We start from the raw sequence: 25,219 nt of genomic DNA on the forward strand, positions 1-25,219 counted from the left end.
GTCCTTATGATGATTCGGCGAAGGTGTCAAGACGCGCCGCTCATGCGGTAACGTGCAGCAACGCTTCGTGCCAGTCCTGCGCGAAACGGTCTATGTGGAAGCGCTCGAGCGCAGTGCGCCGCGCGCCTTCGCCCAGACGCCGTGCTTCCGCCGGGTCGCGCAGCAACTCGTGCATCGCGTCTTCGAGCGCATTCACATCCGTATGCACGAAGCCGTTTTCGCCGTTGCGAATCACCGTCGCGAGTTCGGTGGTCGCGAGGCCGACGATCGGCATGCCGATCGTCATTGCCTCGACAATCGCGAGACCGAGGCTTGTCCAGCGAATCGGATTGAAGAAGAAGCGATAGCGCGCGCTGAACGCGGCGAGATCCAGATTGCCGACTTCGCCGATACCATCCAGCCGCTCGGCATCCATGCCGACGAGATCGAGCGGCACACGCGTGCGCAGATCGGCGAACACGTCGGCGCCAAGCCGCCTTCCGCGCTGCGCCAGATGATTGACGACGACAATGCCGCGTTCCAGTTCGCCGCTGTAGCGCACGCCTTCCGGCACCACCACGCCGTGTTCGATCACGCGCGTCGGGGTCACGCCGCAATCCCACATCAGCCGGTTGAAGTGGGTGACATGGACCAGCAGCGTGTCCGGATCGTCGACCCAATGCCATTGCTGGAACGGGTTTTCCTGCGGCGGATCGTGCTCGATATAGACGCGCGGCAGGCGCCGTTGCGCCTCGCTCAACACGTGCTCGCGGTCGTATTCCCAGTGCGTTTTGTGCTGATACAGGATCACGTCGAATTCCTGATCGGGCACGTCGTCCGCATTGATTTCGTGGACGTTGTCGCCCCACGGCAGAACGCCGACCTTGCCTGCATAGCCGGGCGGATGGCCCGGCTTCGTCACCAGATAGAAGTCGTGCGGCGCCTGAGTCAGGTAGTACAGATAGTTGCCGTGGACGTGCCATGTCAGCACACGCAGACGGCGGCAGTTACGCAGCATGATGCAACTCCTCGAAGGGCCCGCTTCCGGTCTGTGTATGCAACGCGTACGGACCGGCGGGACGGGCGCCGTGAACCTCGGCCAGTTGCGCGCGGGCCGTCTCGACCACGCGCTCGACGCCGATATTCAGCGCGCAAGGATGGCCGTACGGGCACTCGCGGAACATGCACGGACGGCACGGCGGATAGTCGGCGAGCACGCGATGCCGCGCGTGATCGAGCGGCGCCCAGCGCCGTGTGTCGCTGCCCGATGCAATCACCACCGACGCGGTCGCGACAGCCGCGGCGATATGCGAAATGCCCGTGTCGTTGCAGACGACGAGCCGCGCATGCGCGACGAGCGCCGCCAATCCGCCGAGCGACGTCGCGCCGGCCAGGTGCAACGCGGGCGCGGTCATGGCGCCGAGCACCTCGCCGGTAAGCGACGCTTCAGCCGCGGTTCCCGTGATCGCGATTTGCCAGCCGTCGGCGGCGAGACGGTCCGCGACTTCGGCGAAACGCGCGGCGGGCCAGCGGCGCGAGGGCAATTGCGCACCGGGATGAACCAGCACCAGACGCTGCGCTTCGATACCGTGTGCGGCGACGAGCGACGCGTATTCATCGCCATCGCGATCGCTCAGCGGAAACGACAAGTGCCGCTCGGTGGTGTCGGCGCCTAGCGCGCTCATCAACGCAAGATAGCGCTCGGGCTCCGGCAAATCGTCGGGCCAGCCGATGAACACGCCATCGCGCGGCGGCTCGTCCGGCTGCACGAAGCCTGCATAAGCGCGCGCGCCGAACTGAAGCAGCAGATCGTTCGCGATGCCGCCGCTGCCGTGCAACTGGATCGCGAGATCGAAACGTTGCGCGCGCATCCGTTCATAAAACGCGGGCAGGCCGTCGTTCGATTCGCGCTGCTCGGGAAAGCCTTCGGCGCCCGGAAAAACGATCAGTTCGTCGACCAGATCCGCATAACGCTCGACAAACGATTGCGCCCACGGCAGACCGATCAGCGCGATATGCGCGTGCGGCGCAGCCGCGCGCAGTGCCCGCAAAGCCGGCACCGCGCAGAGCATGTCGCCGAGTTGCAGCGCACGAAAAACGGCGATGCGCCGCGGTGCGAGTGACGCGATGAACGGGCCTGCATTCATAGAAAGAGCACCTTGTAACGTACGGCGCCGTAAAGCCGCCAGTAGATCGAGAGGAACGGGATCGGGATCGACGTCCACGCCATTTCGGCGATGTGCCGCAAACCGCGGTCCCGTCCGCGCAGGCGTATCGCGCAGAAGTAGGCCGTCAGCGCGAGCCATGCGACAAAGCCGAGCGTCATGGTGGTCGTGTCTCCGAGCACGACGCCGATCAGCGCGGCCAATGCGGCGCACAGAATCAGGTAATAGAGAAAAGGAGGCGACGAGCGAATCCGCGCCTTGAACAGTTCGGGGTGCTTCTTGTACAGCAGCGCGTCGAACTGGCTTTTCTTTTGCTGCGAAATGCTGACTCCCCAACGCGCCGGCCGCACGGGATGCACGACGACCGCCTCGTTCGCGCGCACGATCTTGCCGCCCGCTTGCAGCAGCGCGAACTGCAGGTCGGAGTCCTCGCGCCACGCTGATGTAAACCGTTCGTCGAAGCCGCCCGTCATCGTCAGAAAGCTCCGGGCGACGAATACATTGGCGGTTGCGAATTCGGCGCGTTCGAGTCCGCTTGCATCGGCTTCGTAGTCGGTCGGCACGGCGGGCAGCGGCACGACGATTCTGCCCGCGGCGGCCGCCGCGCCCTGGCGAATCGCCGCGAGCCCTTCTTGCAGCCAATGCGGATCGGGCAGCGTGTCGTCGTCGGTGAAGGCGATCACCGGCGAGCGCGCCTGCTGCCAGCCCGCATTGCGCGCGCCGGCCGGACCTTGCGTGCGGGTGACCGGCACATAGCGCACCGTGAGCCCGCGCTTCGCCTGCTCGGCCGCAATGTGAGCGACGCAGGCGCGCGTCGCTTCGTCGGGGCCGTCGTCGCAGACCACGATTTCATAGCGGTCGACAGGAAAGTCCTGCTCGGTCAGCGCGCGAAGGCACGCCGCCAGCATGTCGGGCCGCCGGTAAGTCGGCACCACCACGGACACATCGAGGTGCGCGAGCAGCGCACCCGGATAGCCCGCGGCGATCGGCTCCGCCTCGTCATGCGAACGACTGAAGCCGCCTGTTACGTCCATCGGTCCCGTAGCGGATGGACTCATGCGCTATCCCTCGCTTTCTCGACGAGAAACGGGCCGATCACGAGCGCGTCGAGCGGCGAGGTCCAGAACGACTCCACCGCGTCGCGCGGCGAATTCACCATCGGCTCACCGCGCGTATTGAACGACGTGTTGACGAGAATCGGCACGCCGGTGCGTTGGTTGAATGCGGCGAGCAGATCGTAATAGAGCGGATGCTGCGAACGGTTCACGGTCTGCACGCGCGCGGTGCCGTCAACATGGCGCACGGCCGGAATGCGCGCGGCCTTGTCGGCGTGCACGTCGAACACGAACAGCATGAACGGCGCGACCTTGCCGTTCACGAACCATTCGCTTGCATGCTCTTCCATGACGACCGGCGCGACCGGCCGGAAGTCCTCGCGGTCCTTGATCTCGTTGAGCTTCGCCTGCATGTGCGGATCGACGGGCGACGCGAGAATCGACCGTGCGCCGAGCGCGCGCGGACCGAATTCCGTGCGGCCCTGATACCAGCCGATCACCTTGCCGCTCGCGAGCAGGTCGGCGGTTTCGCCGGCAATGTCGTCAAGCCGCCGATAGGGCACCTTCGACCATTTCAGAAACTGTTCGATTTCCTCTTCGGGATACTCGGGGCCGAGGTACGCATGGTCCATCGTCCAGTGACGCTTGCGGTCGCCGCGCTCGCTGCGTTCGCGATAGTCGATCCACAGCGCCGCGCCGAGCGCGGTGCCCGCATCGCCCGCGGCGGGTTGCACCCATACGTCGTCGAACGGGCCCGCGTCGCGCAGCTTCGAATTCATCACGCAGTTCAACGCCACGCCGCCCGCCATGCTGAGCTTGCGCAAGCCGGTCTTCTCATGCAGCCAGCCGGCGAGTTGCAGCACCGTTTCCTCGAGCACGCGCTGCAACGAATGCGCGATGTCGAAGTGGCGCTGCTCAAGCGGGCCGCCGCGTTCGCGCGCCGGTCCAAAGCGCTTGACGAGGCGCGGCGCGTCGACCGTATAGCTGCCGTCGCCGCGATAGCGCACGATGTCGCGGAACACATCGACATATTCGGGCTTGCCGTACGACGCGAGCGCCATCACCTTGTACTCGTCCGACGAATGCAGAAAGCCGAGCCAGTCGGTCACGGCTTCATAGAGCAGGCCGAGCGAGTGCGGCAACTCGACCTGTTTGAGCCGCGTATATTCGCCGTCGACGAACTGGCCCATGCTGGTCGTCACGCCTTCGCCGCGGCCGTCCATCGTGAGCACGGCGGTGTCGTCGTAAGGCGCCGCGAGAAACGCGCTCGCTTCGTGTGCGAGGTGATGCTCGACAAAATGCCACTTGAAGCCGTTGTTGCGGTCCACGCCCTGAAAACGCTTGCGCAGATGATGCGGCGCACCGTCGAGCAACTGACCCTTGGCGTTCGCGATATAGCTGAGAAAGAGCGGGTCCCACGGCGATGCGGACGGGTCCGTGAGGCGCGTGTTGGCCGGATCGAACGGCAGTTCGATGGTCGCGCCCGGCTGCTTCGGCATGCCGCCGAACAGGCTCGGGTCGTACGAATACGCAACGTGATCGACGTCGGCAAGCGTGATGCCGGCGGCTTTCAGGCAGTAGTCGATGGCATCGAAGGGCAGTTGCCAGGTCGAGAACGGCACCGGACGCTTCGCATGTTTGACGTGCGTGAAGCGTTCGTCTTCGGCGGCGGCGAGCACCACGCCGTCACGCAGGATGGCTGCGGCGCTGTCGTGATAGACGGCATTGATTCCGAGTGTATACATGGGCGTTCGCAGTAGAAGTGGGTGTCAGGGCGCCACCGGTTGTTTGGCGAGCGGCTGTGCCGCGTCGCTTTCGTGGTGGGCATTGGGTGGGTTGTCGGAAGCACGGCGCGCAGACGGCGCGTGTGACTGCGCTTCGGCGCGCAACTCCAGCGCGGCTGTCACGACTTCGCCGGGCGTCACGCCGAGCAGACACGCGTGATGATGTTGCGGACACTCGCTGCGATAACACCAGCGGCATTCGACATCGCGAAACAGCACGCGATGCGGCGTCTGCCACGGCGTGTGCTGCGGATTCGTCAGCGCGTAAAGATCGACGACGGGCGTGGCAAGCGCGGACGCAAGATGGACCGGTCCGCTGTTATTCGACACCAGCACGCTGGCGCGCTCGATCAGCGCCGCGAGTTCGCCGAGCGACAGTGCGCCGCTCATATCGTGCAGTTGCGCGCGAACGCGAGGCGCGGCCGCCGCGATCACTGCATCGACCAACGGGCGCTCGCTCGCGCTGCCGGTGATCAGAATAGGTGCGCCGGTTTCCGTGGCGAGGCGCGTGGCCACCTGGCCGAAGCGCTCCGGCGGATAGCGGCGCGATGCGGCCGTTGCGCCTGGGTGCAATACGATCCACGGGGCGCGGTGCTGGGTGCTGCCATTTGCGCGGCTTTTCGCGTCACTATGCACGCCACGCGCCGCAAGCTGCTTCGCAAGCGCGCGCCTATCCGACTCCCGCACAGCGAAGCGCATCCGCGTATCGGGCGCTTGTGCGCCGACCTGGCGCACGAGGTCGAGTTGCCGCTCCACCTCATGACGCGTGCGCTGCTGCGGCTCCGGTTCGCGCAGCCAGTCGCTGAGCAACGCATAGGGATTCTCGCGGCAATGCGCGAGCCGCCGCGGAATGCCCGCGAGATAACACAGCATCGCAGCGGGCAACGGACTCTGACTGTAGACGGTGAAGATCACGGCCGCGTCAAAGCCGCCGTGCCGCAAGCGCTCCTGCATGCGCTGATCGTCGGCGAGCGAGCGCGAACTCGCGGCTGGATTCGCGACCCACGGCGCTTCGTATTCGATCACGTCGTCGACATCGTCCAGATACGGCGCGAGCGCGGCGCCGCTGCGCGAGCCGAGCAGCGTGATATGACGGCCGGGGCCCGACTCGCGCAACGCGTGCAGCGCGGGCGTGGTCATCAGCACATCGCCGAGGTTGTCGAGCCGCACGCACAGAATCCGCTTGATGTCCTCGCCCCAATGCGCGAGCTGCGGACTGTCGGGCACGCGAGCGTGCGCGAGTGTCGGCTGGGCGATGAGAAGCGGCGCGTTCATCGAGCGGTTTCCTCGCCGGCCGGGCGCGGGCCGCGATACCGCTTCGACGCTGCGCACGACAATCTGCGCAGCTTCGTATAAATCAGCGGCGCGCGCGCCGGGCACGCGCTGCGGTCCTTCTATCCACTCGGTCTCGTGGCCGTTGTCGAGCAGAATCGTGCGGCATCCGGCGCGATTGCCCGCTTCCACGTCGTCGAGAATGTCGCCGATGAACCAGCTTCGCGCGAGATCCAGCCGATGCTCGCGCGCCGCGCGCAGCAGCAGTCCGGGCGCAGGCTTGCGGCAATCGCAGGCGGTCGCGTAGGGCGCGACCGTGCCGTCCGGATGATGCGGGCACCAGTAAGCGCCGGCGAGCGTCGCGCCGCATTCGCTGAACATGCGCGCGAGTTCGGCTTCCACCTCTTTTAACGCCGCGCGCTGAAACTTGCCGAGCGCGACGCCCGACTGATTGCTGATCACGAACAGCGCGAACGGCTGGCTCGCGAGCAGCGTCAACGCTTCGCGCGCGCCGGGTGCGAGGCGCATCAGCGAAGGGTCGATGTTGTACGGCACGTCGTCGAGCAGCGTGCCGTCCTTGTCGAGAAACACAGCGGGTTGCAGCATGATGATGGCGGTGCCGAAAACGTAAGCGATTTGCCGGAAGCGGACAGTGCGTCCGCCCCGGCTCGACGAAACTGGCTGCGCTGATAGCGCTGCGACGACGCGCGGCGTTCTAGCGGAACGACGCGCCGGCCGCCGCGCGCACGCGAACCTCCACGCGTTCTTCTTCCGCGGTCTTTGCCGGCACGAGCCGCGCGGTGCGCATATAGATTTGCGCGAGGGCTTCGCCCACGCCGCGCCACGTGAACTCCTTGCGTGCGCGTTCAAGGCCCGCTTCGCCCATCCGGCGAGCGAGCGCGGGATCGCGCCGCAACTGGTCGAGACGCGCGGCCAGCGCAGCCGGATCGCGCGGCGGCACAAGGAACCCGGTGATGCCGTCCGCCACCGAATAGCGGATTCCGCCGACGTCCGCGCCGATCACCCGGCGTGCCGCACGCCATCGCTTCGACCGGCGTGATACCGAACGGCTCGTACCACGGCGTCGTCACGAAGACGTCGGCGGCGCTATAGAAGTAGCGCAATTGCGCGCGCCCGCGCCGCCCGACGAAGTGAGTCTGGCCGGCGACGCCGCAGTCGCGCGCGATGCCGCGCAAGCGCGCGATTTCCGGCGTGGCCTTTTCATTCGGCGCATCCGAATTGCCGCCCACGATGTACAGCTCGGCCGACGCGCTGAAGGCTTGCTTCAGCACGCCGACGCCACGCACGACGTTGTCGATGCCCTTGCGCTCCACGAGGCGTCCGAGTTGCAGCACGGTGAACTGATCCTGCTGCCAGCCGAGTGCTTCGCGGGCAGTGGCGCGGTCCATCGGATGAAACTCGTCGGCGTCGAAGCCGCACGGCACAGTCTGAATGCGCGCGGGGTCGGCCCGGTAATGCTCGATCAGGTCGGCTTCGTCCTGCGGGCATTCGGCGATTACCACGTCGGACTGCGCGACGAGGTCGTCTTCGATCGCGAAGCGTTCATCGGGAAAGCCGTCGTTCGCGCCCTGATGTATCCGGCGCACGCGGCCGAGTGCATGGAACGTCGTGACGAGCGGCACGCCGAGCGCCGCTTTCACTTTCAATGCCGCGAGGCCCGACATGAAGAAGTTCGCGTGCATCACGTCATACGGCGTCTTCTCGCCGCGGAAGAACTCGATCAGGAACGCGGCGAACTCGTCCATGAACGGCAGCAGCCGTTCTTTCGGCAACTGCATCGGCGGCCCTGCCGGCACGTGGATCACGCGCACGCCGTCCATGTCGGAGATGAGCGGCAGCAGCGCGCGGTCGCGCCGCGTGAACACATCCACTTGATGGCCCATCTCCGTGAGTTCACGCGCGACGTTCGCGACGTAAATGTTTTGTCCTCCGCTGTCGACGCCTCCGGCGACGGCGAGGGGCGAGGCGTGTTCACTGATGAGGGCGATCTTCATTGACATTCCTTCGCGAGATAGGCATTAGCAGGGCGGGCATCGCGCGGTTTGCTGAGCACTGTTATGCAATTTCCGCCGATACGACGCTGTTACCCGGCCCCAGCATGTGGTGTGCCTATGCGCGGCAAGGCGCGCAAGAAACGTTGATCCGACAGTGGGTGCGGAGAAGCGCTGTAGCGTTCCCTTTTTCGCGGGAGGGAAGCGGTGTGGCGTTCCCTTTTTCTACAACCCGTCATGTAATTTCGAGTAGTACTTCCTGGAGAAGCGCGAATTTTTTTCTCTGCGATGCAAGAAGAATCGCGCCTGTCGTCCCGGTCTCGCGTGTGCTAAGTTTTGTCCGACGGCGGGCGCATCGTTTGCTCGTCACTGGCCTCGGCGCGCGACTCGACATGCCGCGTTTTTCGTCGCGCCGCTTTGTGAATCCGCATAGTGGAATCTAATGCCCGTTGCAGCGTCGTTGCTGCGGCGGCTCTCTCAGGGACCTCATGCCGAACCCCGCCACGCTGCCCCGTTCCCAGTTGACCCGCCGCATTGCCGCCGACCTGACGCGCGCGGTCTGGCGCTACCGCAACCAGACGCTCGCCGCGTTGCTGCTGATGATCTCGGCAAAGCTCGCGACCGTGCTGATACCGCTCGTGCTCAAGCATGTCGTCGACGAATTGGGGCACCCGGTCGCGCAGGCGTTCTTTCCGGTGTTTCTCGTATTGACGTATGCGTTGCTGCGTTTTCTCGGCGACGCGTTGAACGAAGCGCGCGACGTGGTGTTCAGCATCGTGACGCAGCGCACGGTCGCCGCATTCACCGAGCGGACCTTCGCGCATCTGCACCGCATGAGTGCGCGCTTTCATACGAAGCGCGAGACGGGCGCAATCGTGCGCGATGTGCAGAAGGGCGCTGACGGCATCGGTTTTCTGCTTGGCGTAGCGCTCTTTACGATCGTGCCGACCGCGTTCGAAATCGTCACGATTGTCGCGATCATGGTTCACAACTACGCGCGCGAGTTCATGATCGCGATTGCCGCGACCTTCGTCTGCTATGCGGTCTATACGTTCATCTTCACGCGGCGGCGCGTCGCGTTCCAGCGCGCGGTGAATGCGCTCGAGGCGCAGTCCGATGGCCGGCTTGTGGACAGTCTGCTCAATTACGACACCGTCAAATACTTCGCCACCGAGGACACCGAAACGCAGCGCCTTTCAGCCGTGCTCGACAAGTGGGTGCACGCGAGAACGGCGAACCAGCGTGCGCTGACCGCGTTGCATGTCGGCCAGAGCGCGGTGATTGCGTTCGGCATCGGCGCGATCATGTTGCTCGCGGCGCAGCATGTGGTGGCGGGGAGCATGAGCGTCGGCGATCTGATTCTGGTGAATGCGTACATCATCCAGATCTGCATGCCGCTCAACACGCTCGGCTTCGTGTTTCGCGAGACCAACGACGCGATGGTGAATGTCGAGCGCATGTTCGAGATACTCGCCGCGCGTGGGCGTGTCGGCGAGGATATTGACGAGCCGGCCGCGAAACCGCTGATCGTGAGCGCGGGGCAGATCTCGTTCGAGCATGTGGACTTCGGCTACGACGCGGCGCGGCAGATTCTGCGCGACGTCGACTTTCATGCGTATCCTGGCAAGACGCTCGCGATAGTGGGTGGAAGCGGCTCCGGAAAATCGACGCTCGTGAAGCTGCTGTTTCGCCTTTATCAGCCGACGAGCGGCACGATACGCATCGACGGACAGGACATCGGCCAGGTCACGCAGAAGAGTCTGCGCGAGGCGATCGGCATCGTGCCCCAGGACACGGTTCTGTTCAACGAGACGATCGCATACAACATCGCGTATGGGCGGCCTTCCGCCACGCGTGCGGACGTGGTGCGGGCGGCGCGCGCGGCGCAACTCGACGAATTCATCGAACGATTGCCGGATCATTACGACACGCGCGTGGGCGAGCGCGGCGTGCGGCTCTCCGGCGGCGAGCGGCAGCGCATTGCGATTGCGCGCGCGATTCTGAAGGACCCGCGCATCATCGTGTTCGATGAAGCAACGTCCGCGCTCGACACGCGTTCGGAGCGCGCGATACAAACCGAGTTGACGCGCCTCGCGCAAGGCCGCACGTCGATCGTGATCGCGCACCGGCTCTCGACCGTGGTCGACGCCGACTGGATTCTCGTGATGGAGCATGGCCGCGTGGTCGAGCAGGGCACGCATCGCGAACTGCTCGCGCGCGACGGCGTCTACGCGAAGATGTGGTCGCTGCAATGGCAGCAGGGCGAACTCGAGCACGCGCAGCGCAAGCTCACCGCGCAATCGGTCAGTCTCGCCGCGCTGATGGCCGGCGTGATCGATGCGCTGCACGACGAAATCGCGGCGCGGCGGGTGACCTTGTACCCGCAGATCAGCGACAACGATCTGCGGGTGACGGGCGACCCGAGCGTGCTGCAACCGCTGATCGCCGATTTGTGCCGCAACGAGATCGAGCACGCGAGGCCCGGGCAGCGCATCGAGTTGCGCGTCGAGCGGCATAACAATCAGGTCTGGGTGACGGTGCTCGGCATGAGCGAGAAGCCCGCCGAATTGTCGCAGGCAGCGGCGCGTCATATGGAAGAAGCGCTGTCCGCTGCCGGCGGCAGCTTCACGCTGATGCCGCTCAACGGGCGGCTCGCGTATGTGGCGATGCTGCCGCTGCGTCCCGTGGCCGATGCCGAATCGAGTACTCAGGCGGCGGCGCCCATTGCCGATGCCGACGGCGCAGCGCCGCTCGAAGGTCTCTTCGTGATGGCGATCGACGATCAGGAAGATGCGCTCGACGCGCTCGAAGCGGTGCTCACGGCGAGCGGCGCGCGTGTGCGTACGGCGTCGTCGGGCAAGGAGGCATTGGACTGGTTCGCGCAGACCGCGACCACGCAATGGCCGCATGCGTTGCTATGCGACATCGTGCTCGCCGATGAAGACGGCTATGAGGTGCTGCGCCGTTTGCGGCGGCTGGAAGCCGACCGTCAGTTGCCGTTGCAGGACCGCGTGCCGGCCATCGCACTGACCGGCTACGCGCAGGCCGAGGACCGCATGCGCGCGAAAATGGCGGGTTTTCAGGCACATTTGACTAAACCCGTCGCACCGCAGAAGCTGATCGGCGAGATTCGCAACCTTGCGATGGCGACCGCGCGCACTGGCGCGTAGCAACTTTTCGGTGCGCTCGCGTGGATCAAGCGATTCAGATCACGTGCTTGCGTCGGCTTTGCCAACCGTAGCCTTCGCGCGAGTGCTTGGCGCGGGCGCGGCCATCTGCCGTTCGCCGATGTGCACGCGTTCGCGCAGGTTCAGTACGTTAGGCGGTACGGGCTTGCGGTTTTTCAATGCCCACGCGAGACCGCGCAGCAGTGCGAGGCCATCGCGCGCGAGCGTGCCTTCGCGCGAGAACGTGGCGAGCGCCTGCGCTGTTGCGCGGCACGCTTCCGGCCACGGCAGGCGCAGCCATGCGACCCACGCGGCATTACGCGCGAGTGTGCGCCGCCGCAAAGTACTATCGCGCGCCGGCGACGGATGATGATGCACCGTCAGTTGATCGCAATAGACAATCGCGTGCCCGGACGCGAGCACATCGAGCGCGACAAGTTCTTCTTCTCCGCCGATGAAAAGACGCGGCTCGTAGCCGCCCAACTCGCGGAAAAGCGACGTGCGAAATACGCACGCGCCCGCCATGTAGCCGATTAACGCGGGCCCCGGCAGTCCCTCGCTGCCGAGCGGACTCGCGCGCATCACCGAGCACATGGGGTCCGTGATCCTGTCTTCGCCCACCACGACGCGCCCGCTCAATACACCCACGTTGGGCCACGCGTCGAGCAGTTGCACCGCGCGTTCGAGCGAGCCCGGCTCCCACCAGGTGTCGTCGTCGCAGAACGCGACATAGTCGGTGCCGACGCACTCGGCGGCGCGATTACGCCCGGCTGCGCCGAGATTTCCTCCGCATTCGATGATGCATACGGTCGGAAAGAGCGTCCTCACCAGCGCGACGGTATTGTCATTCGAGCCGTTATCCGCCACAAAGATGGGCGGATTTTCTGGAAGGGCGAGTAAGCGCTCGAGGGTGGCCACAAGCTCGGCGGCGCGGTTGTGTGTCAGAACGACTACCGAAATGCGCCGGGAAAGCGGTTTTTTATCCATGCTGTTCTTTCTTCTTGACGGGGCGATTCCCGCTTCAAGCAAACGATGTGCCGTTCGCTTTCAACTGGCTTCAGGTTTGGCCTGCGATTTTTCTTCATGCTCGTTGCAGTCGCCAGTACTTTTCCTCGCAATAGAGCGTGGTTTCGGCATCAGGGCCGAATGCGCGTAGTTGGCTCGCATACGCGGCAATCGCTTCGCGCTTCATCTGTTCATGCGAAACGGATTGGCGCGCGGTCGCGGCGAGGTCGTCGGCGGGACTCAGCAGGTAACCGCGCTTCGTCAGTTCTTCAATGCGATCGGGAACCGCGTGTTCCATTCGTCGATACGGAATCTCTTCGTAGGTGTGGAATACCGTGTCGCCCATCCCGGCGATTAACGAAAGACAGGCATCCGATACCAGTGTGTGATCGGAGTGAAAGAGGCCGAGCGGGACCATGACGTTTTCGGGTTGATACGCATGGAGCGTGTGGCGCAGTGCTTCGGTCAGTTCGTCGCGCGACGGAGTGTGAAGGTATTGCGCGTCGCAAAACGGAAGATGGACGGGCCGGGCGCCCAGCATTTCCAGAGCATGGGCGTCCTCCTGTTTGCGCGCTTGCATTGCTTCGAACGCGTCTTTGAATCCCGATTGCCGATCCCAGTCGGTCGACATGTTCTCGCCTGGCGGCGCAGTGAAAACGGTGCAGACAATGGCGGACGGGCTCGCTGTCAGCAGCAGTCCACAGCTCAATACGGCATCGTCCAGATGCGGAGAAACGACGAGTAGGCGGGCGCGTGATTGCATCATTCTTTGATGTAAGTTGTCAGGAGCGGGGCAGCGCATTCAGAAGCAAATGCCAGGCCTGGTTCCGCTACGTCGTGGCCGCGATCGCATCCGGGAATGCTAGTTGCTCGCTTGGTCGTCGTACCGTTTTTTGCATGAGACCACGTGAGCGAAGCAAAGAACCCGTCGATAGCGGCGGTGCCCGTCGAAGTCCGCCGCGGGCAGATCACGGAGAAGCTGCCGCGCGAAGTCTTTCGCGAACGTTTCATGGCGCGCTTCTACGACCCCGCATTCCGCGCGGAAGACGAGGCGCTCGCGCGGCTCGAAGCGATAGCGTGGGACGCCTATTCGCACGCGCGTAAATCGCCGATAACGGCGAAGGCCGGCGCGGGCTATGCCGATCCCGACTACGAACTGTCCGTCGAATGGCGCGCGGCGAGCGAGCGCATCAAGGCCGCGCAAGTCCGGCAGCGCGACCCGGCTGGCCGTTCGCGCGTGCTCATCGTGAATGCCTCGTCGCGAAACGACTATACGTGCCCCAGCGAAATGTCGAAGAGCTTCCGCCTCGGGAAAATCGCGCAAGGCGCGCTCGAGCGGCGAGCGTTCGACGTCGACTTCCTCGATCTGTCGCGCCTGAATTCCGATCGCGATCTCCATATTCATCCCTGCAAAGGCTGTGTCTCGACGGCGATGCCGCTGTGCCACTGGCCATGCAGTTGCTATCCGAATCATTCGCTCGGTCTCGTGAACGACTGGATGAACGAGATTTACGAGCGCTTTGCGGCCGCGCATGGCGTGATTTTCGTCACGCCTGTCTATTGGTATCAGGTCGCGAGCCCGCTCAAGCTGCTAATGGATCGCCTCGTTTGCGCGGACGGCGGCAATCCCGATCCCACCTCGACGCACGGCAAGACGCCCGAGGAGGCGAAGAAAATCGAGCTTGCCGGCTGGGACTATCCCAAGCATCTGGCGGGCAGGGCTTATGGCCTCGTAGTACATGGCGATGTTGCCGGTATCGAAGGATCGCGCCGTGCGCTGAGCGATTGGCTCGACTGGATGGGACTGATAGAAGCCGGTCCGAAGTCGCGGCTCGACCGCTTTATCGGCTATTACGAGCCTTATGCGACGAGCCACGCGGCCCTCGATCGCGACGAGGCTATGCAGCAGGAAGTCGTGAATGTGGCGCAGGCGGTCGCCGAGCGCGTCGAGCAAATACGCAACGGATATAAGCAGCCCGACGACACGTTGCAAACGCCGCGCGCGAAATAGGCGCCCGTCGTCGCAGTGTTTCATCAACGTTTAACGCAATAGGGAAGGGTAAGCATGACAGACAAGGAAGCGGACGAACGGCGCCGGCTCGGTGGGTGGCTGCCGAGCAATGAGGAGCAACTCGCGCAATACCGCACCGACCTCGCGGAAAAAGCTCGCGCCCGTGCGGCGCATGCGCCGCGCACGGCAGCGGTCGAACAGCTCGCCGCGCTCCTCGACGGGGATCCGGTTCTTCGCATGGATATGACGCGGGCTATCAATCAGGCGCGCGATAAGGGCTATGTACTCGGCTATTCGTCGATAGAAGAGTTGATGGTCATCATCGACTATCTGATGACTTATGCGCCGCCGTTCAGCGAAAAGAGCCTGATTCACTGCCCGTTGAATGCGGTACTCGATTGGCCGATGTGCATGCCCTCCGGTTATGCGCTGTTTCGCGACCCTGCGTTCAATCAGCAGATCAAGCATGTGCTTGATTGCTGGTGCGGATTCCTGAGCGGACCGCATTCGCGCGAGCATCTGAATACGTCGCCCCCGAACGGATGGTTCTCGCCCGAGGCCGACGAGAAGATCAACCTTTCGCAGTTCGTGTGTGATCCGGACAAGCCGTATTGGGGCTTCTCTTCATGGAACGACTTCTTCACGCGCCGCTTTCGCGAGGGCGAGCGGCCAGTGGATCAGCCGGATAACGACAAGATCATTGTCAGTCCCTGCGAGGCGGCTCCGTATAACATCCAGAGAGACGTCAAACTCACCGACAGTTTCTGGATCAAGGCGCAGCCTTATTCACTGCTGGACATCTTTTCGGCCGGCCAGCGGGAGCTTGCGCAGCGTTTTGTCGGCGGTTCCATTTACCAGTGCTTTCTCAGTGCATTCGATTACCACCGCTGGCATGCGCCGATCGCGGGCGTCATTAAAAAAGCTTATGCACTGGACGGCACCTATTACTCGGACGCCGATGCGGAAGGCCGCGATCCCGGCGGTCTTAACGATTCGCAGGGGTACATTACCGCGCTGGCGGCACGGGCAATCATCGTGATCGAAAGCGACGATCCGGCCATTGGCCAGGTGGGCTGCGTATTCGTCGGTATGGCCGATGTGTCGTCGTGCATCATCGAAGCACTGCCGGGTCAGCGGGTTTCAAAGGGCGACGAAATAGGCTTTTTCCAGTACGGCGGTTCGACGTGCTGCCTCGTGTTCGAGCGGGACGTGATCAGCAGTTTCGTTCCGCAGCCGCCATTCGACAACGCATCGTCAATCAAGGTGAAAACGCACGTTGCGACGGTGCGCTAGCGAAACGAAGCGTTGGTTCGTTAGTGACGTTCAAATGCCGCGAAGCGCGACTCGCTCCGCGGCATTTTTCTTATTACAAGCGACTTCTCAAATGGCGGATCGGAACTCAACCCGGCTGCTTACCCGATCCAAGATCTGCTCCCGTCACCGGATCGGTCGCAGTGTCCGAAGCGGTTCGCGAAGCCAGCGCGCCGAGTACTTCGACGTCCGCTTGCGTCACGTTCACCGACGGCAAACCGTCGCCGCCGTCCACCGCCGGTTGCGGCGCTTCCACGAACTCCCATTCCGGCCCTTCGTTCCATGGACCGCGTGCGTCGCCTTCGCCCGAGGACATGTTGTAGTACACGTTTGTAAATTCTGGAACGCCCGGCAGCTTGCCCTGCGGGAAGTTCGGCTGGATAGAATGCAGCGCTTTTTCGAACGACTTCTGGTGAGCGATTTCGCGCGTCATCAGAAAGCCGAGTGCGTCCTTGATGCCCGGATCGTCGGTGATATTCAGCAGCCGCTCATAGACGATCTTCGCGCGCGCTTCCGCAGCGATGTTCGAGCGCAGGTCGGCGGTCGGCTCGCCGATCGTGTCGATATACGCGGCCGTCCACGGCACGCCCGCGGAGTTCGTCAGCGGAGGCCCGCCACCGTACAGCAGCGCGGTCGTGTGCGAGTCGTTGCCGCCGCCCGTCAGCGAACGATACAACTCCGCTTCCTGCTCGACGCCTTCGGCCAGTTGGCCTTTCGCACCCTTGTTCAACATGGCGACGATCGAGCCGATCACTTCGAGGTGGCTCAACTCTTCCGTGGCGATGTCGAACAGCAAATCCTTGCGGCCCGGATCGTCTTCAGCGACGGCCTGGGTGAAGTACCGGCACGCGGCTGCCAACTCGCCCTGGGGCCCGCCGAATTGCTCGAGCATCAGATTGGCGAGGCCCGGATTAGGGGCGGCGACACGCACGGTGTATTGAAGTCGCTTGTTGTGAACGAACATTGGCTTCTCCGTTGAGTATGGTTGGGAAACGTTGGACTGCACGCTTGCCTGCGCATGCGCCGTACCTGGTGCGAATGCGACGCGCTACGGTCAATCACATGCCCGTCCGCTTCGCCAGGCACACCCGTTGCGCGATGCAGGGCTCCTAACCACTACCTTGGGAGTTGCATATGACACAGCGAAAGACTGTCGATGATCTGTTCGTTCACATGCTGTCGGATATCTACAGCGCCGAGAAGCAACTGACCAAAGCACTGGCGAAGCTCTCGCGCGCTGCGTCCGATCCGCAATTGAGCGAGGCATTCAAGGTTCACCTGGAGGAAACGCAGGGACAGGTGGAAAGAATCGACAAGGTTGTAGAAAGTTGTGGCGTGAAGTTGAAAAGAATGAAGTGCGTCGCGATGGAAGGGCTGATCGAAGAAGGCCAGGAACTCATCGACGAAATCGAAAGAGGACCGGTGCTCGACGCGGGTCTCGTCGCGGCCGCGCAGAAGGTGGAGCACTACGAAATCGCGTCGTACGGCAGTCTCTGCGCGATCGGCAAGCAGTTGGGCTTTACCGAGGCGGTTAATCTGCTGAAGGAAACGCTGGAAGAAGAAAAGGCTACGGATCTGAAGCTCACCGAATTCGCGGAGCGCGCCGGCAACGAGAAGGCAAAGCAGCAGAAGTAAGCAGCGGTAAGTAAGGCAGTTCGCGTCGAATGACGAGCGAAATCCCGCCCGTTTCAGGGCGGGATTTTTTATGGCAACGTCCAGCAACACACCGCGCGGCGCGGAACCTGTATCAGGTTTTATCGCCCACAGCGCGGCTTCCTACCTGGTCGAGTTTGCCTTGCAACTCCGTCTTGCGCTTCGCGATCTTCTGGCCGAGCCCCTTGACGTCGAGATTGGCCTTGCGCAATTCGGGGAATAGCTCGTTCTCTTCTTCCTCGACGTGATGTTGCACCATTTCGCTCATCACCTTGAAGGTCGCGTCGAAGCCCTTATCGCCCGCCTTCAGCGTTTCGAATTTGCTGATTAGCGTCTTCACGAGAAAGTGCTCGACGTAGGCTTCCTCGACATCGACGACATCGCTTGACGGAAGCGCTTTACCCGCGGCGGGATAAAGAAGTTCTTCCTCGATGATGGTGTGAATGGTCAGTTCTTCACACGCGCGTTGGGCGAGGGTGGCTTTCGCTTCGAGATCGTCCTCTTTGGCCTGCTTGAATGCGGTGAAAAGCTTTTCGACCGCGCGATGGTCCGCGATCAGTAATTCCAGTGCGTCGTCGGTGTTGGGGGTTGGTTGTTGTTCCGGCATGTCGCTCTCCATGTTGGACGCCGCCGCGTGGCGGCATGTCTGAGCGAAGCATCGCAAGCATTGTGCCCGTTGGCGGGCGGCTCTCTGCCAACAGTCAGCTTTTGCTCTTGCGCGGCGCCGCGGCATTCACGAGCGGATTGAATGCGGCCCTTCCAGCAGGCTTGCGTGCGGACGTGTCGGTGTCTTCGCTCTTCGCGGAGCCGCGTCGCCCGTTAGACGACGTGCCGCGTGTACCGCGCGTACCGCGTGTACCGCCGGATAATTGCCTCGCGAGTTCGGCGCTGTCTTCGTCGTCTTCTTCTGCCGGCTCTTCTTCCTCGACTTCTTCTTTGACTTTGCTCGCTGCACGGCTTGTCTTTTTCGTTTTCGGCGCGCCCGCAATATGTTCGATGATGGACATGAACGACTTGCGCGCCGCCCGCAGCGATTCGCCCGGCAGCATGGTCAGAGCGACGACTTCGTGAAGCGAGCGTCCATCCACGGAGCGCTCTGTCGGCTCGGTGTCCCAGTCGGGATTCGCCGTGGCGAACGACGCGATAAGCCGTTCGAGGACGGCGGGCGACAGTACGCCGCCGTCATACAGACTGATGATCGCGCGCTCGGCGAGAGCGAATGGTGTGGCGGAAGCTTTGGGCACCGGTCTCGCCTCCTGGCCGATAGCGCGCGCGAGTTCAGTGGTTTGGGTTCTTTAAACAGCCTGTCGCGCTTCGCTGCCTTTCAGCTCGCCGTGACGATGCGCATGAGTGGCCGCGTATTTGAGTTCGAAGTGGGCGCCTTTGCCGCTGCGTGTCGGCGGAAAATGTTCTCCCTCTACGCAGGTCACTTCGAATGTTCCCTTGCCGTCGTCATGAACGACTGCATAGATGCCGGACGTCTTGACGATTTCGCCGGGCTTGAACGAGTTATCTCCTGCCATTTGAAACTCCGTGAGTGAATAGGCGACAAGCTTTGCGATGCAACGCTTGTGCCACGCGCGTCAAATGCGGCGCTCAGAAAACACGCAACGGGCTCGACCTTCGCGCGGGGCCCACAGGACTGCCTTCGCCGAGCAGTACCTGAACGATTCCGCGCGTCGATACGCTCACCCATGCGGAATGGATGTCTTTCGCGCGAACCCAGCGGCATCGACTGATCTCTCGGCCCGGAACAGGCTCGATGTCATCGGGAATACGCGCGGCGAATACATAGTGGCGAGTGCGCGCGCCCCAGAATTCGAAGATGTAGTGAAGCGCGAGATCGGTCAGTTGCGTTTCTTCCAGAAGTTCGCGAATGGCCGCTGCCGCGACCGATTCGCCAGGCTTGCATCGGCCGCCGGGCAGCGCCCATCTTCCATTCGATCTCGCGACGAGGAGGATGCTATTGGCGCGTAGACAGAGTATGGTGGCTCGCTGCTTCATCACATATCGGGCAAGAAAGGGCGACCTTACAAAGCATGCACTATGCCTTCCCGGCAAGCGTCCGGGAACCACAAATGCTACTCGCAGGGCAGCGTCTTCCGAGCCTGCATGGGTGGGCTATTGTTGCAATTCAATTTGAATCATTGTCTGTAGAGGTGGCGAACATGTCGAAGCCGCATCGGTTTCCCCCCGCGCTCGCGGTCCCTGGTATCGTATTTATCATTATCGGTTTGGCGTTAGCCGCGGGCGGAGTCCCGCTGGTCACGCTTGGCGGCTCCTGGTATTACGTCATAACGGGCATTGCGATCGCGCTGACCGGTGTGCTGCTGTTCATTCGCCGGCGGTCGGCGCTCTGGTTGTTCGCGCTCGTTCTATTCGGTTCGACCATCTGGGCGGTCACGGAAGCACGCTTCGATTTCTGGCAATTGCTGCCGCGTTTGTGGGTGTGGCTGGTGCTCGCGTTGTGGCTGCTGTTGCCGCCCGTCGCGGGCAAACTGGTGTTCGGGCCGCCGGCCGCGCATCGCGAGGGCGTGGTGCCGTTGGCTGCGGCCGTGATCGTGACGGTGCTGCTTGGCATCGGCACCGCATTCAATCATCCGTACGATCGCCCCGGCACGCTGGCCTCCACCGCCGCGGCGCCGAGCACGACGCTTGCCGGCGATGCGAACCGGCAGGCCGGCGACTGGACCGACTATGGCGGCTCGCCGTTCGGTCAGCGCTATTCGCCGCTTACGCAGATCACCCCTGAAAATGCGCGGCAATTGAAGGTCGCCTGGCAATTCCAGACCGGCGACAAGCCGGGTCCGGGCGACCCGACTGAAACGACCGATGAAAATACGCCGATCAAGGTAGGCAACAAGTTGTTCCTCTGCACGCCGCACAGTATCGTGATTGCACTCGATCCCGCGTCGGGCAAAGAACTGTGGCGCTACGATCCGCATATCCAGAGTCCCGTCGGTTTCAAGCATTGGGAACATATGACATGCCGCGGCGTGTCGTATCACGACGACGCGATGTATTCGGCGAATGCAACGACCGGGGCCGCGGAAAATGCAGCGGGGGCTTCGGCGCCGGGCGCTGGTGAGAATGTGGCTTCAAGTGTGGCCTCGAATGCGGCTGCGGCTTCGGGCGCGACTGCAAGCGTGACTGCGAATGCATCTTCCGGCGCGGCTGCATCGACGCCTGCGGCCGACGCCGCATCGGCAAGCACCGAATCGCCGAACGCGGCTTCCGCGGCGGCTGACACTACGCAATCCGCATCGGCTGCGACGACTGCGAGCGATACTGCCGCCGCCACGCAGCAGACAGCCAACGCCAGCACCAACGCCGCAGCCAGCGCCGAATGCCCGCGCCGCATCTTCCTGCCGACCGCCGACGCGCGCCTCATCGCGCTCAATGCGGACACGGGACAACCGTGCACGCACTTCGGCAATAACGGTCAGATCGACCTGCGCACGAACATCGGCCCGTTCACACCGGGCGGTTATTACTCGACATCGCCGCCGGCGGTCACGCGCGATCTCGTGATTATTAGCGGCCACGTCACCGATAACGAATCGACCAACGAACCCTCCGGCGTCACGCGTGCATTCGACGTGCATGACGGCCATCTCGTGTGGAACTGGGACGCGGGCAATCCGGACGCGACGCAGCCCGTTGGCCCCAACCAGACGTACGTTCGCAATTCGCCGAATATGTGGTCGGTGTTCAGCGTCGACGAGAAGCTCGGCATGGTCTATCTGCCGCTCGGCAATCAGACGCCGGACCAATGGGGCGGATTGCGCACGCCGGCTTCCGAGAAAGTGGCAGCAGGCGTGGTTGCACTCGACCTCGCAACCGGCAAGATGCGCTGGAACTATCAATTCACGCACCATGACCTGTGGGATATGGACGTCGGCGGCCAACCTTCGCTAATCGATTTGCAGACGGCAGGCGGCGTGCAGCCTGCGCTAATTGCATCGACGAAACAGGGCAGCATTTATGTGCTGAACCGCGAGACCGGCAAGCCTATCGTGCCTATTACAGAAGAACCCGTGCCGCAAGGCGCCGCGTCGGGCGACCACACATCGCCGACGCAGCCGTTCTCCGCACTTAACTTCAAGCCGCCGAAAGTGCGCGAACGCGACATGTGGGGCACTAATCCTTTCGATCAGTTGTGGTGCCGCGTGAAATTCAAATCGCTGCGTTACGACGGCATGTTTACGCCGCCTTCGGAACAGGGATCGCTCGTATTTCCGGGCAATTTCGGTGTATTCGATTGGGGCGGTGTCGCGGTGGACCCGGTGCGGCAAATACTCATCGCGAATCCGAGTTACATGGCCTTTACTTCGAAGCTGATACCGCGTTCGCAGATTCCGTCGGATAACGGCGAAAAGAAGGGCAGTGAAACGAGCGGCATCAAGCTCGCTCGCGGCACGCCGTATGGATTCGAGATCAACGCATTTCTTTCGCCGCTCGGCATTCCGTGCCAGGCGCCGCCGTGGGGTTATGTCGCGGGCGTCGATCTGCGCACCAACAACATTGTGTGGGAGCACAAGAACGGTACGATCCGCGATAGCGCGCCTTTGCCGATTCCGATGCCGCTCGGCGTGCCGAGTCTCGGCGGCATGGTGACGACCGCCGGCGGCGTCGCGTTCCTCTCGGGTACGCTCGACTACTACTTGCGCGCCTATGACGTGCGTAACGGCGAGCGCTTGTGGGAGGCGCGCTTGCCCGCAGGCGGCCAGGCCACGCCGATGACTTACGCGGACAGCAACGGCAAGCAGTATGTGCTCGTCACCGCGGGCGGCCACGGCTCGCTCGGCACGAAGCAGGGCGACTATGTGATTGCGTACACGCTGCCGTAATCAAGGGTTTGCATTGAAGACCAGAGCGCCGGCGAATACGAGGAAGAACTCCCTCGTATTCGCCGGCGCAATACGCAGTACGCAGTACGCAATACGCATTCGCAACGCGCGACTATCGACAAAAAATTTGAAAACGTTACGCGTCGGCGAGCAAACATTTCACCGGGCACAATTGAAGAACCCGTTCCACGAAAGAGTTAATGCGTAGCCGCGCGTAATATAACTTTCAATACGCCTGCTATTAGACCTACCGTGGCGACGCCCAGCATCCATAAACCGACGAACCATGCGAATCGTCGCCACATGTCAGTGGTATCCCTCGCCGGGGCGCATTTTGCCTTTGAAGACGGAATACGCGTAGACGGTGTAGCCGAGAATCATCGGTACGGTAATCGCAGCGCCTACCAGAAGAAATAGCAGGCTCGAGTGCGGCGCAGCGGCATCGCGGAAAGAAATGGCGGGCGGCACAAGATTGGGATAGAGGCTGATGAGAAGTCCCGCATAGCAAAGAATGAAAATGCCATAGGCAAACAGCAAGGGCAGTACATGCCTGCGCGCCGACAGACTGCGCCAGAAGCCGGCCGCGAGAAGAACCAGCAAGATCGGCACTGGAGCCGTGAATGCAATCGCCGGCCAGCGGAACCAGCGCTCGGCGAGTGAGCCTTGCAGCATCGGCGTCCATAGCGTGACCACCACGATGAGCGCGAGTACCGCCACGGCCATGCTGCGCGCGTAGCGCCGGCAGCGTTCATGCAGTGGACCTTCGGTGCGCCAAATGAGCCAGCAAGAACCGAGCAGCGCATAGCCGACGATCACCGCGAGTCCGCACAACACGGTGAAGCCCGTGAGCCAGTCCCACCAGCCGCCGGAATACGAAACGCCTTCGACGTGGATGCCCTGAAGCAGTCCGCCGAGCACGAGGCCCTGGCATAAAGCAGCCATGACGGAGCCGGAAAAGAAGGCGACGTCCCACCACATGCGCCCCGAGCCCGTTGCGCGAAAACGGAATTCGAAAGCCACGCCGCGAAAGACGAGTGCGAGCAGCATTGCGATGATCGGCGGATAGAGCGCGGGCAGAATGATCGAATAGGCGAGCGGAAAAACGGCAAACAGTCCGCCGCCGCCGAGTACGAGCCATGTCTCGTTGCCGTCCCATACCGGCGCAATGGAATTGACCATCAGGTCGCGGTCTTCCCGATTGCGCTCGACGGCGAACAGAATGCCCACGCCCAGATCGAAGCCGTCGAGCAGCACGTACGCAAGCACGGCAAACGCGAGAATCGCGGCCCATATGAGCGGCAGATCAATCGTGGCGGCTGTCATGGCGTGGGTCCTGTGAAAGAGCGTTATCGCTAGAGGCCGATGCTGGTTGCCGTTGCGCGGGGCCCGGCGTGATGCCCGCGCTGCGATGCGGCTTGTCCTTCGCGGGCCCTTCGGTGGCGAGCGACGGCGGCCTCGCCATGAGCCGCAACAGGAACACCATTGCCGCGCCGAATACGATCAGATAGACCACGCCGAAAGCCGCGAGCGATGTTGCAACGCCGGGCGCGGCGATGGGCGATACGCTGTCGACGGTACGCAAGTGGCCATACACGGTGTAAGGCTGACGGCCGACTTCGGTCACGGTCCAGCCGCACAACAGCGCGATCAGGCCGGAAGGTCCCATCGCGACCATGAGCCGGTGCAGCCAGCGCGCGCGATAAAGCGAATGCCGCGCCCGCAATGCGAGACTCGCAAAGCCGGTCAGCGCCATCAGCACGCCGAGTCCGACCATGATGCGAAAAGTCCAGAAAATAAGAGGTGAAAACGGACGGTCCGCCGGCGCAAACTCCTTCAAACCTTTAATCGAGCCGTTCCATGTATGCGTGAGAATCAGTGCGCCGAGGTGCGGAATCTCGACGGCGTAATCGGTTGTTTCCGTCTTCATGTTTGGCATGCCGAACAATATGAGCGGCTGGCCCGGTTTCGATTCCCAGTCGCCTTCGAGTGCGGCGATCTTCGCGGGCTGATGCTTGAGCGTATTGACGCCGTGCTGGTCGCCGGCGACGATCTGGATCGGCGCGACGATGCACGCCATCCATAACGCCATCGAAGCCATCAGGCGCGCCGGCTCGTTGCTCGAATCGCGCAGCAGGTGCCATGCACCCACCGCGCCCACGATGAATGCCACGCTTAAATACGCGGCAAGCACCATATGCACGAGCCGATAGGGGAACGACGGATTAAAGATGATGCTGAGCCAATCCGCGGGAAAAAAGCGGCCGTCCACCATCGTGAAGCCCTGCGGCGTTTGCATCCATGAATTGACGGCCAGAATCCAGGACGCGCTCATCAACGTGCCGATCGCCACGAGCGCCGTGGCGAGAAAATGCAGTCTGGGTCCGACGCGCTTCATGCCGAACAGCATCACGCCGAGAAAGCCGGATTCGAGAAAGAATGCGGTGAGTACTTCGTAGCCCATCAGCGGGCCTACTACAGGACCGGCACGATACGCAAAGCCCGCCCAGTTGGTGCCGAACTCATACGACATGACGAGGCCCGACACCACACCCACGCCGAACACCACGGCGAAAATCGTCAGCCAGTAGCGAAATACGGCCAGATAGACCGGCTTGCCGGTGACGAGCCACGCCCCTTCGAGAACCGCGAGATAGCTGGCGAGCCCAATGGACATCGCCGGAAAAATGATGTGAAAGGCGATGGTGAAGCCGAATTGCGCGCGGGCGAGAAAGAGAGCGTCAACCGAGGGTGGCATCGCGGAACCTCGAGTAAGGGACGTGAGCGGACATCGACGAACGGGCAATCGCCCGGCAAGCGCTCATGCAGGGTAGCAAATACGTGACCCGATTGCTTGAATGGATGCGGCAGTGCGAACGGGCACGCGGTAGTGATTTGTAACGCGTCGTGTAACCCGCCTTGTAACCCGGCTTGTAACCCTATTGTCAGCAGCAGTGC

21 protein-coding genes and 1 pseudogene are annotated in these 25,219 nt (G+C 62.8%); 5 read left to right on the top strand and 17 right to left on the bottom strand.

Annotated elements, in window-relative coordinates:
• Nucleotides 1–40: 40 nt before the first annotated feature.
• The 8 genes and pseudogenes from ABIE53_RS25550 to ABIE53_RS25580 all read right to left on the bottom strand — a co-directional run bounded on the left by ABIE53_RS25550 (nt 41) and on the right by ABIE53_RS25580 (nt 8,276).
• Nucleotides 41–997 (bottom strand): glycosyltransferase family 4 protein, encoded by a 957-nt coding sequence (locus ABIE53_RS25550; RefSeq protein WP_053859476.1) that lies wholly within the window; start codon nt 995–997, stop codon nt 41–43.
• Nucleotides 987–2,126, bottom strand: coding sequence for a glycosyltransferase family 9 protein (locus ABIE53_RS25555; RefSeq protein WP_192699316.1), 1,140 nt, complete (start codon nt 2,124–2,126; stop codon nt 987–989). The genes ABIE53_RS25550 and ABIE53_RS25555 overlap by 11 nt, the downstream gene beginning before the upstream one ends.
• Nucleotides 2,123–3,202 carry a glycosyltransferase family 2 protein gene (locus ABIE53_RS25560; protein WP_192699315.1) on the bottom strand — a complete coding sequence of 360 codons (1,080 nt, stop codon included), beginning with the start codon at nt 3,200–3,202 and terminating at the stop codon, nt 2,123–2,125. The genes ABIE53_RS25555 and ABIE53_RS25560 overlap by 4 nt, the downstream gene beginning before the upstream one ends.
• Nucleotides 3,199–4,944 carry a carbamoyltransferase family protein gene (locus ABIE53_RS25565; protein WP_029966275.1) on the bottom strand — a complete coding sequence of 582 codons (1,746 nt, stop codon included), beginning with the start codon at nt 4,942–4,944 and terminating at the stop codon, nt 3,199–3,201. Before ABIE53_RS25565 ends, ABIE53_RS25560 begins: the two co-directional genes overlap by 4 nt.
• Nucleotides 4,945–4,968: 24 nt before the next feature.
• Complete coding sequence (gene waaF / locus ABIE53_RS25570; protein ID WP_192699314.1) at nt 4,969–6,258, bottom strand: lipopolysaccharide heptosyltransferase II; 1,290 nt, start codon at nt 6,256–6,258, stop codon at nt 4,969–4,971.
• A pseudogene (locus ABIE53_RS25575) lies at nt 6,255–6,861 on the bottom strand (D-glycero-alpha-D-manno-heptose-1,7-bisphosphate 7-phosphatase). The gene waaF and the pseudogene ABIE53_RS25575 overlap by 4 nt, the downstream one beginning before the upstream one ends.
• 109 nt (nt 6,862–6,970) lie before the next feature.
• Nucleotides 6,971–7,231: a hypothetical protein gene (locus ABIE53_RS32015; protein WP_502922747.1), complete on the bottom strand. Its 261-nt coding sequence runs from the start codon at nt 7,229–7,231 to the stop codon at nt 6,971–6,973.
• The gene (locus tag ABIE53_RS25580) at nt 7,122–8,276 is read right to left on the bottom strand and encodes a glycosyltransferase (RefSeq protein ID WP_502922748.1); all 1,155 of its coding nucleotides are present in this window, start codon (nt 8,274–8,276) and stop codon (nt 7,122–7,124) included. The genes ABIE53_RS32015 and ABIE53_RS25580 overlap by 110 nt, the downstream gene beginning before the upstream one ends.
• 479 nt (nt 8,277–8,755) lie before the next feature.
• Here ABIE53_RS25580 and ABIE53_RS25585 point away from each other — a divergent pair, with 479 nt between their 5' ends.
• The gene (locus ABIE53_RS25585; RefSeq protein ID WP_192699313.1) at nt 8,756–11,437 is read left to right on the top strand and encodes an ATP-binding cassette domain-containing protein; all 2,682 of its coding nucleotides are present in this window, start codon (nt 8,756–8,758) and stop codon (nt 11,435–11,437) included.
• 39 nt (nt 11,438–11,476) lie between these two features.
• Here ABIE53_RS25585 and ABIE53_RS25590 read toward each other — a convergent pair whose 3' ends face one another.
• Together ABIE53_RS25590 and ABIE53_RS25595 are read right to left on the bottom strand one after the other, a co-directional pair.
• Nucleotides 11,477–12,421 (bottom strand): glycosyltransferase family 2 protein, encoded by a 945-nt coding sequence (locus ABIE53_RS25590; protein ID WP_192699312.1) that lies wholly within the window; start codon nt 12,419–12,421, stop codon nt 11,477–11,479.
• Between the two features lie 94 nt (nt 12,422–12,515).
• Complete coding sequence (locus tag ABIE53_RS25595) at nt 12,516–13,241, bottom strand: PIG-L deacetylase family protein (protein WP_310074631.1); 726 nt, start codon at nt 13,239–13,241, stop codon at nt 12,516–12,518.
• A 177-nt stretch (nt 13,242–13,418) separates the two neighbouring features.
• Between ABIE53_RS25595 and ABIE53_RS25600 the strand changes: the two genes are divergently transcribed.
• A complete protein-coding gene (locus ABIE53_RS25600; RefSeq protein ID WP_192699465.1) occupies nt 13,419–14,450 on the top strand; it encodes a flavodoxin family protein in 1,032 nt (343 codons plus the stop codon).
• A gap of 54 nt (nt 14,451–14,504) precedes the next feature.
• On the top strand, nt 14,505–15,743 hold the full coding sequence (locus tag ABIE53_RS25605; protein ID WP_192699310.1) for a phosphatidylserine decarboxylase family protein: 1,239 nt from the start codon (nt 14,505–14,507) through the stop codon (nt 15,741–15,743).
• 106 nt (nt 15,744–15,849) lie between these two features.
• Here the strand turns inward: ABIE53_RS25605 and ABIE53_RS25610 are convergent, their stop codons facing one another.
• On the bottom strand, nt 15,850–16,725 hold the full coding sequence (locus tag ABIE53_RS25610; RefSeq protein WP_006049351.1) for a manganese catalase family protein: 876 nt from the start codon (nt 16,723–16,725) through the stop codon (nt 15,850–15,852).
• Between the two features lie 170 nt (nt 16,726–16,895).
• Here ABIE53_RS25610 and ABIE53_RS25615 point away from each other — a divergent pair, with 170 nt between their 5' ends.
• The gene (locus tag ABIE53_RS25615) at nt 16,896–17,396 is read left to right on the top strand and encodes a YciE/YciF ferroxidase family protein (protein WP_006049352.1); all 501 of its coding nucleotides are present in this window, start codon (nt 16,896–16,898) and stop codon (nt 17,394–17,396) included.
• 112 nt (nt 17,397–17,508) lie between these two features.
• Here ABIE53_RS25615 and ABIE53_RS25620 read toward each other — a convergent pair whose 3' ends face one another.
• The 4 genes from ABIE53_RS25620 to ABIE53_RS25635 all read right to left on the bottom strand — a co-directional run bounded on the left by ABIE53_RS25620 (nt 17,509) and on the right by ABIE53_RS25635 (nt 19,418).
• The gene (locus tag ABIE53_RS25620; RefSeq protein WP_029966258.1) at nt 17,509–18,021 is read right to left on the bottom strand and encodes a hemerythrin domain-containing protein; all 513 of its coding nucleotides are present in this window, start codon (nt 18,019–18,021) and stop codon (nt 17,509–17,511) included.
• A gap of 94 nt (nt 18,022–18,115) precedes the next feature.
• Nucleotides 18,116–18,658, bottom strand: a complete 543-nt coding sequence (locus tag ABIE53_RS25625) for a hypothetical protein (RefSeq protein WP_192699309.1) — start codon at nt 18,656–18,658, stop codon at nt 18,116–18,118.
• 51 nt (nt 18,659–18,709) lie between these two features.
• Nucleotides 18,710–18,937, bottom strand: a complete 228-nt coding sequence (locus ABIE53_RS25630; protein WP_006049355.1) for a hypothetical protein — start codon at nt 18,935–18,937, stop codon at nt 18,710–18,712.
• 73 nt (nt 18,938–19,010) lie between these two features.
• On the bottom strand, nt 19,011–19,418 hold the full coding sequence (locus ABIE53_RS25635) for an NUDIX hydrolase (RefSeq protein WP_044021019.1): 408 nt from the start codon (nt 19,416–19,418) through the stop codon (nt 19,011–19,013).
• A gap of 164 nt (nt 19,419–19,582) precedes the next feature.
• On the opposite strand from ABIE53_RS25635, the gene ABIE53_RS25640 reads away from it, so the two are divergent.
• The gene (locus ABIE53_RS25640; protein WP_053859464.1) at nt 19,583–22,264 is read left to right on the top strand and encodes a glucose/quinate/shikimate family membrane-bound PQQ-dependent dehydrogenase; all 2,682 of its coding nucleotides are present in this window, start codon (nt 19,583–19,585) and stop codon (nt 22,262–22,264) included.
• A gap of 306 nt (nt 22,265–22,570) precedes the next feature.
• Here the strand turns inward: ABIE53_RS25640 and cydB are convergent, their stop codons facing one another.
• Nucleotides 22,571–23,587 carry a cytochrome d ubiquinol oxidase subunit II gene (gene cydB / locus ABIE53_RS25645; RefSeq protein WP_192699308.1) on the bottom strand — a complete coding sequence of 339 codons (1,017 nt, stop codon included), beginning with the start codon at nt 23,585–23,587 and terminating at the stop codon, nt 22,571–22,573.
• Nucleotides 23,568–25,019, bottom strand: a complete 1,452-nt coding sequence (locus ABIE53_RS25650) for a cytochrome ubiquinol oxidase subunit I (RefSeq protein ID WP_192699307.1) — start codon at nt 25,017–25,019, stop codon at nt 23,568–23,570. Before ABIE53_RS25650 ends, cydB begins: the two co-directional genes overlap by 20 nt.
• Between the last annotated feature and the right edge of the window lie 200 nt (nt 25,020–25,219).

The sequence above is a fragment of the Paraburkholderia sp. OAS925 genome (assembly GCF_040543975.1).
Classification (GTDB): Bacteria; Pseudomonadota; Gammaproteobacteria; order Burkholderiales; family Burkholderiaceae; genus Paraburkholderia; species Paraburkholderia graminis.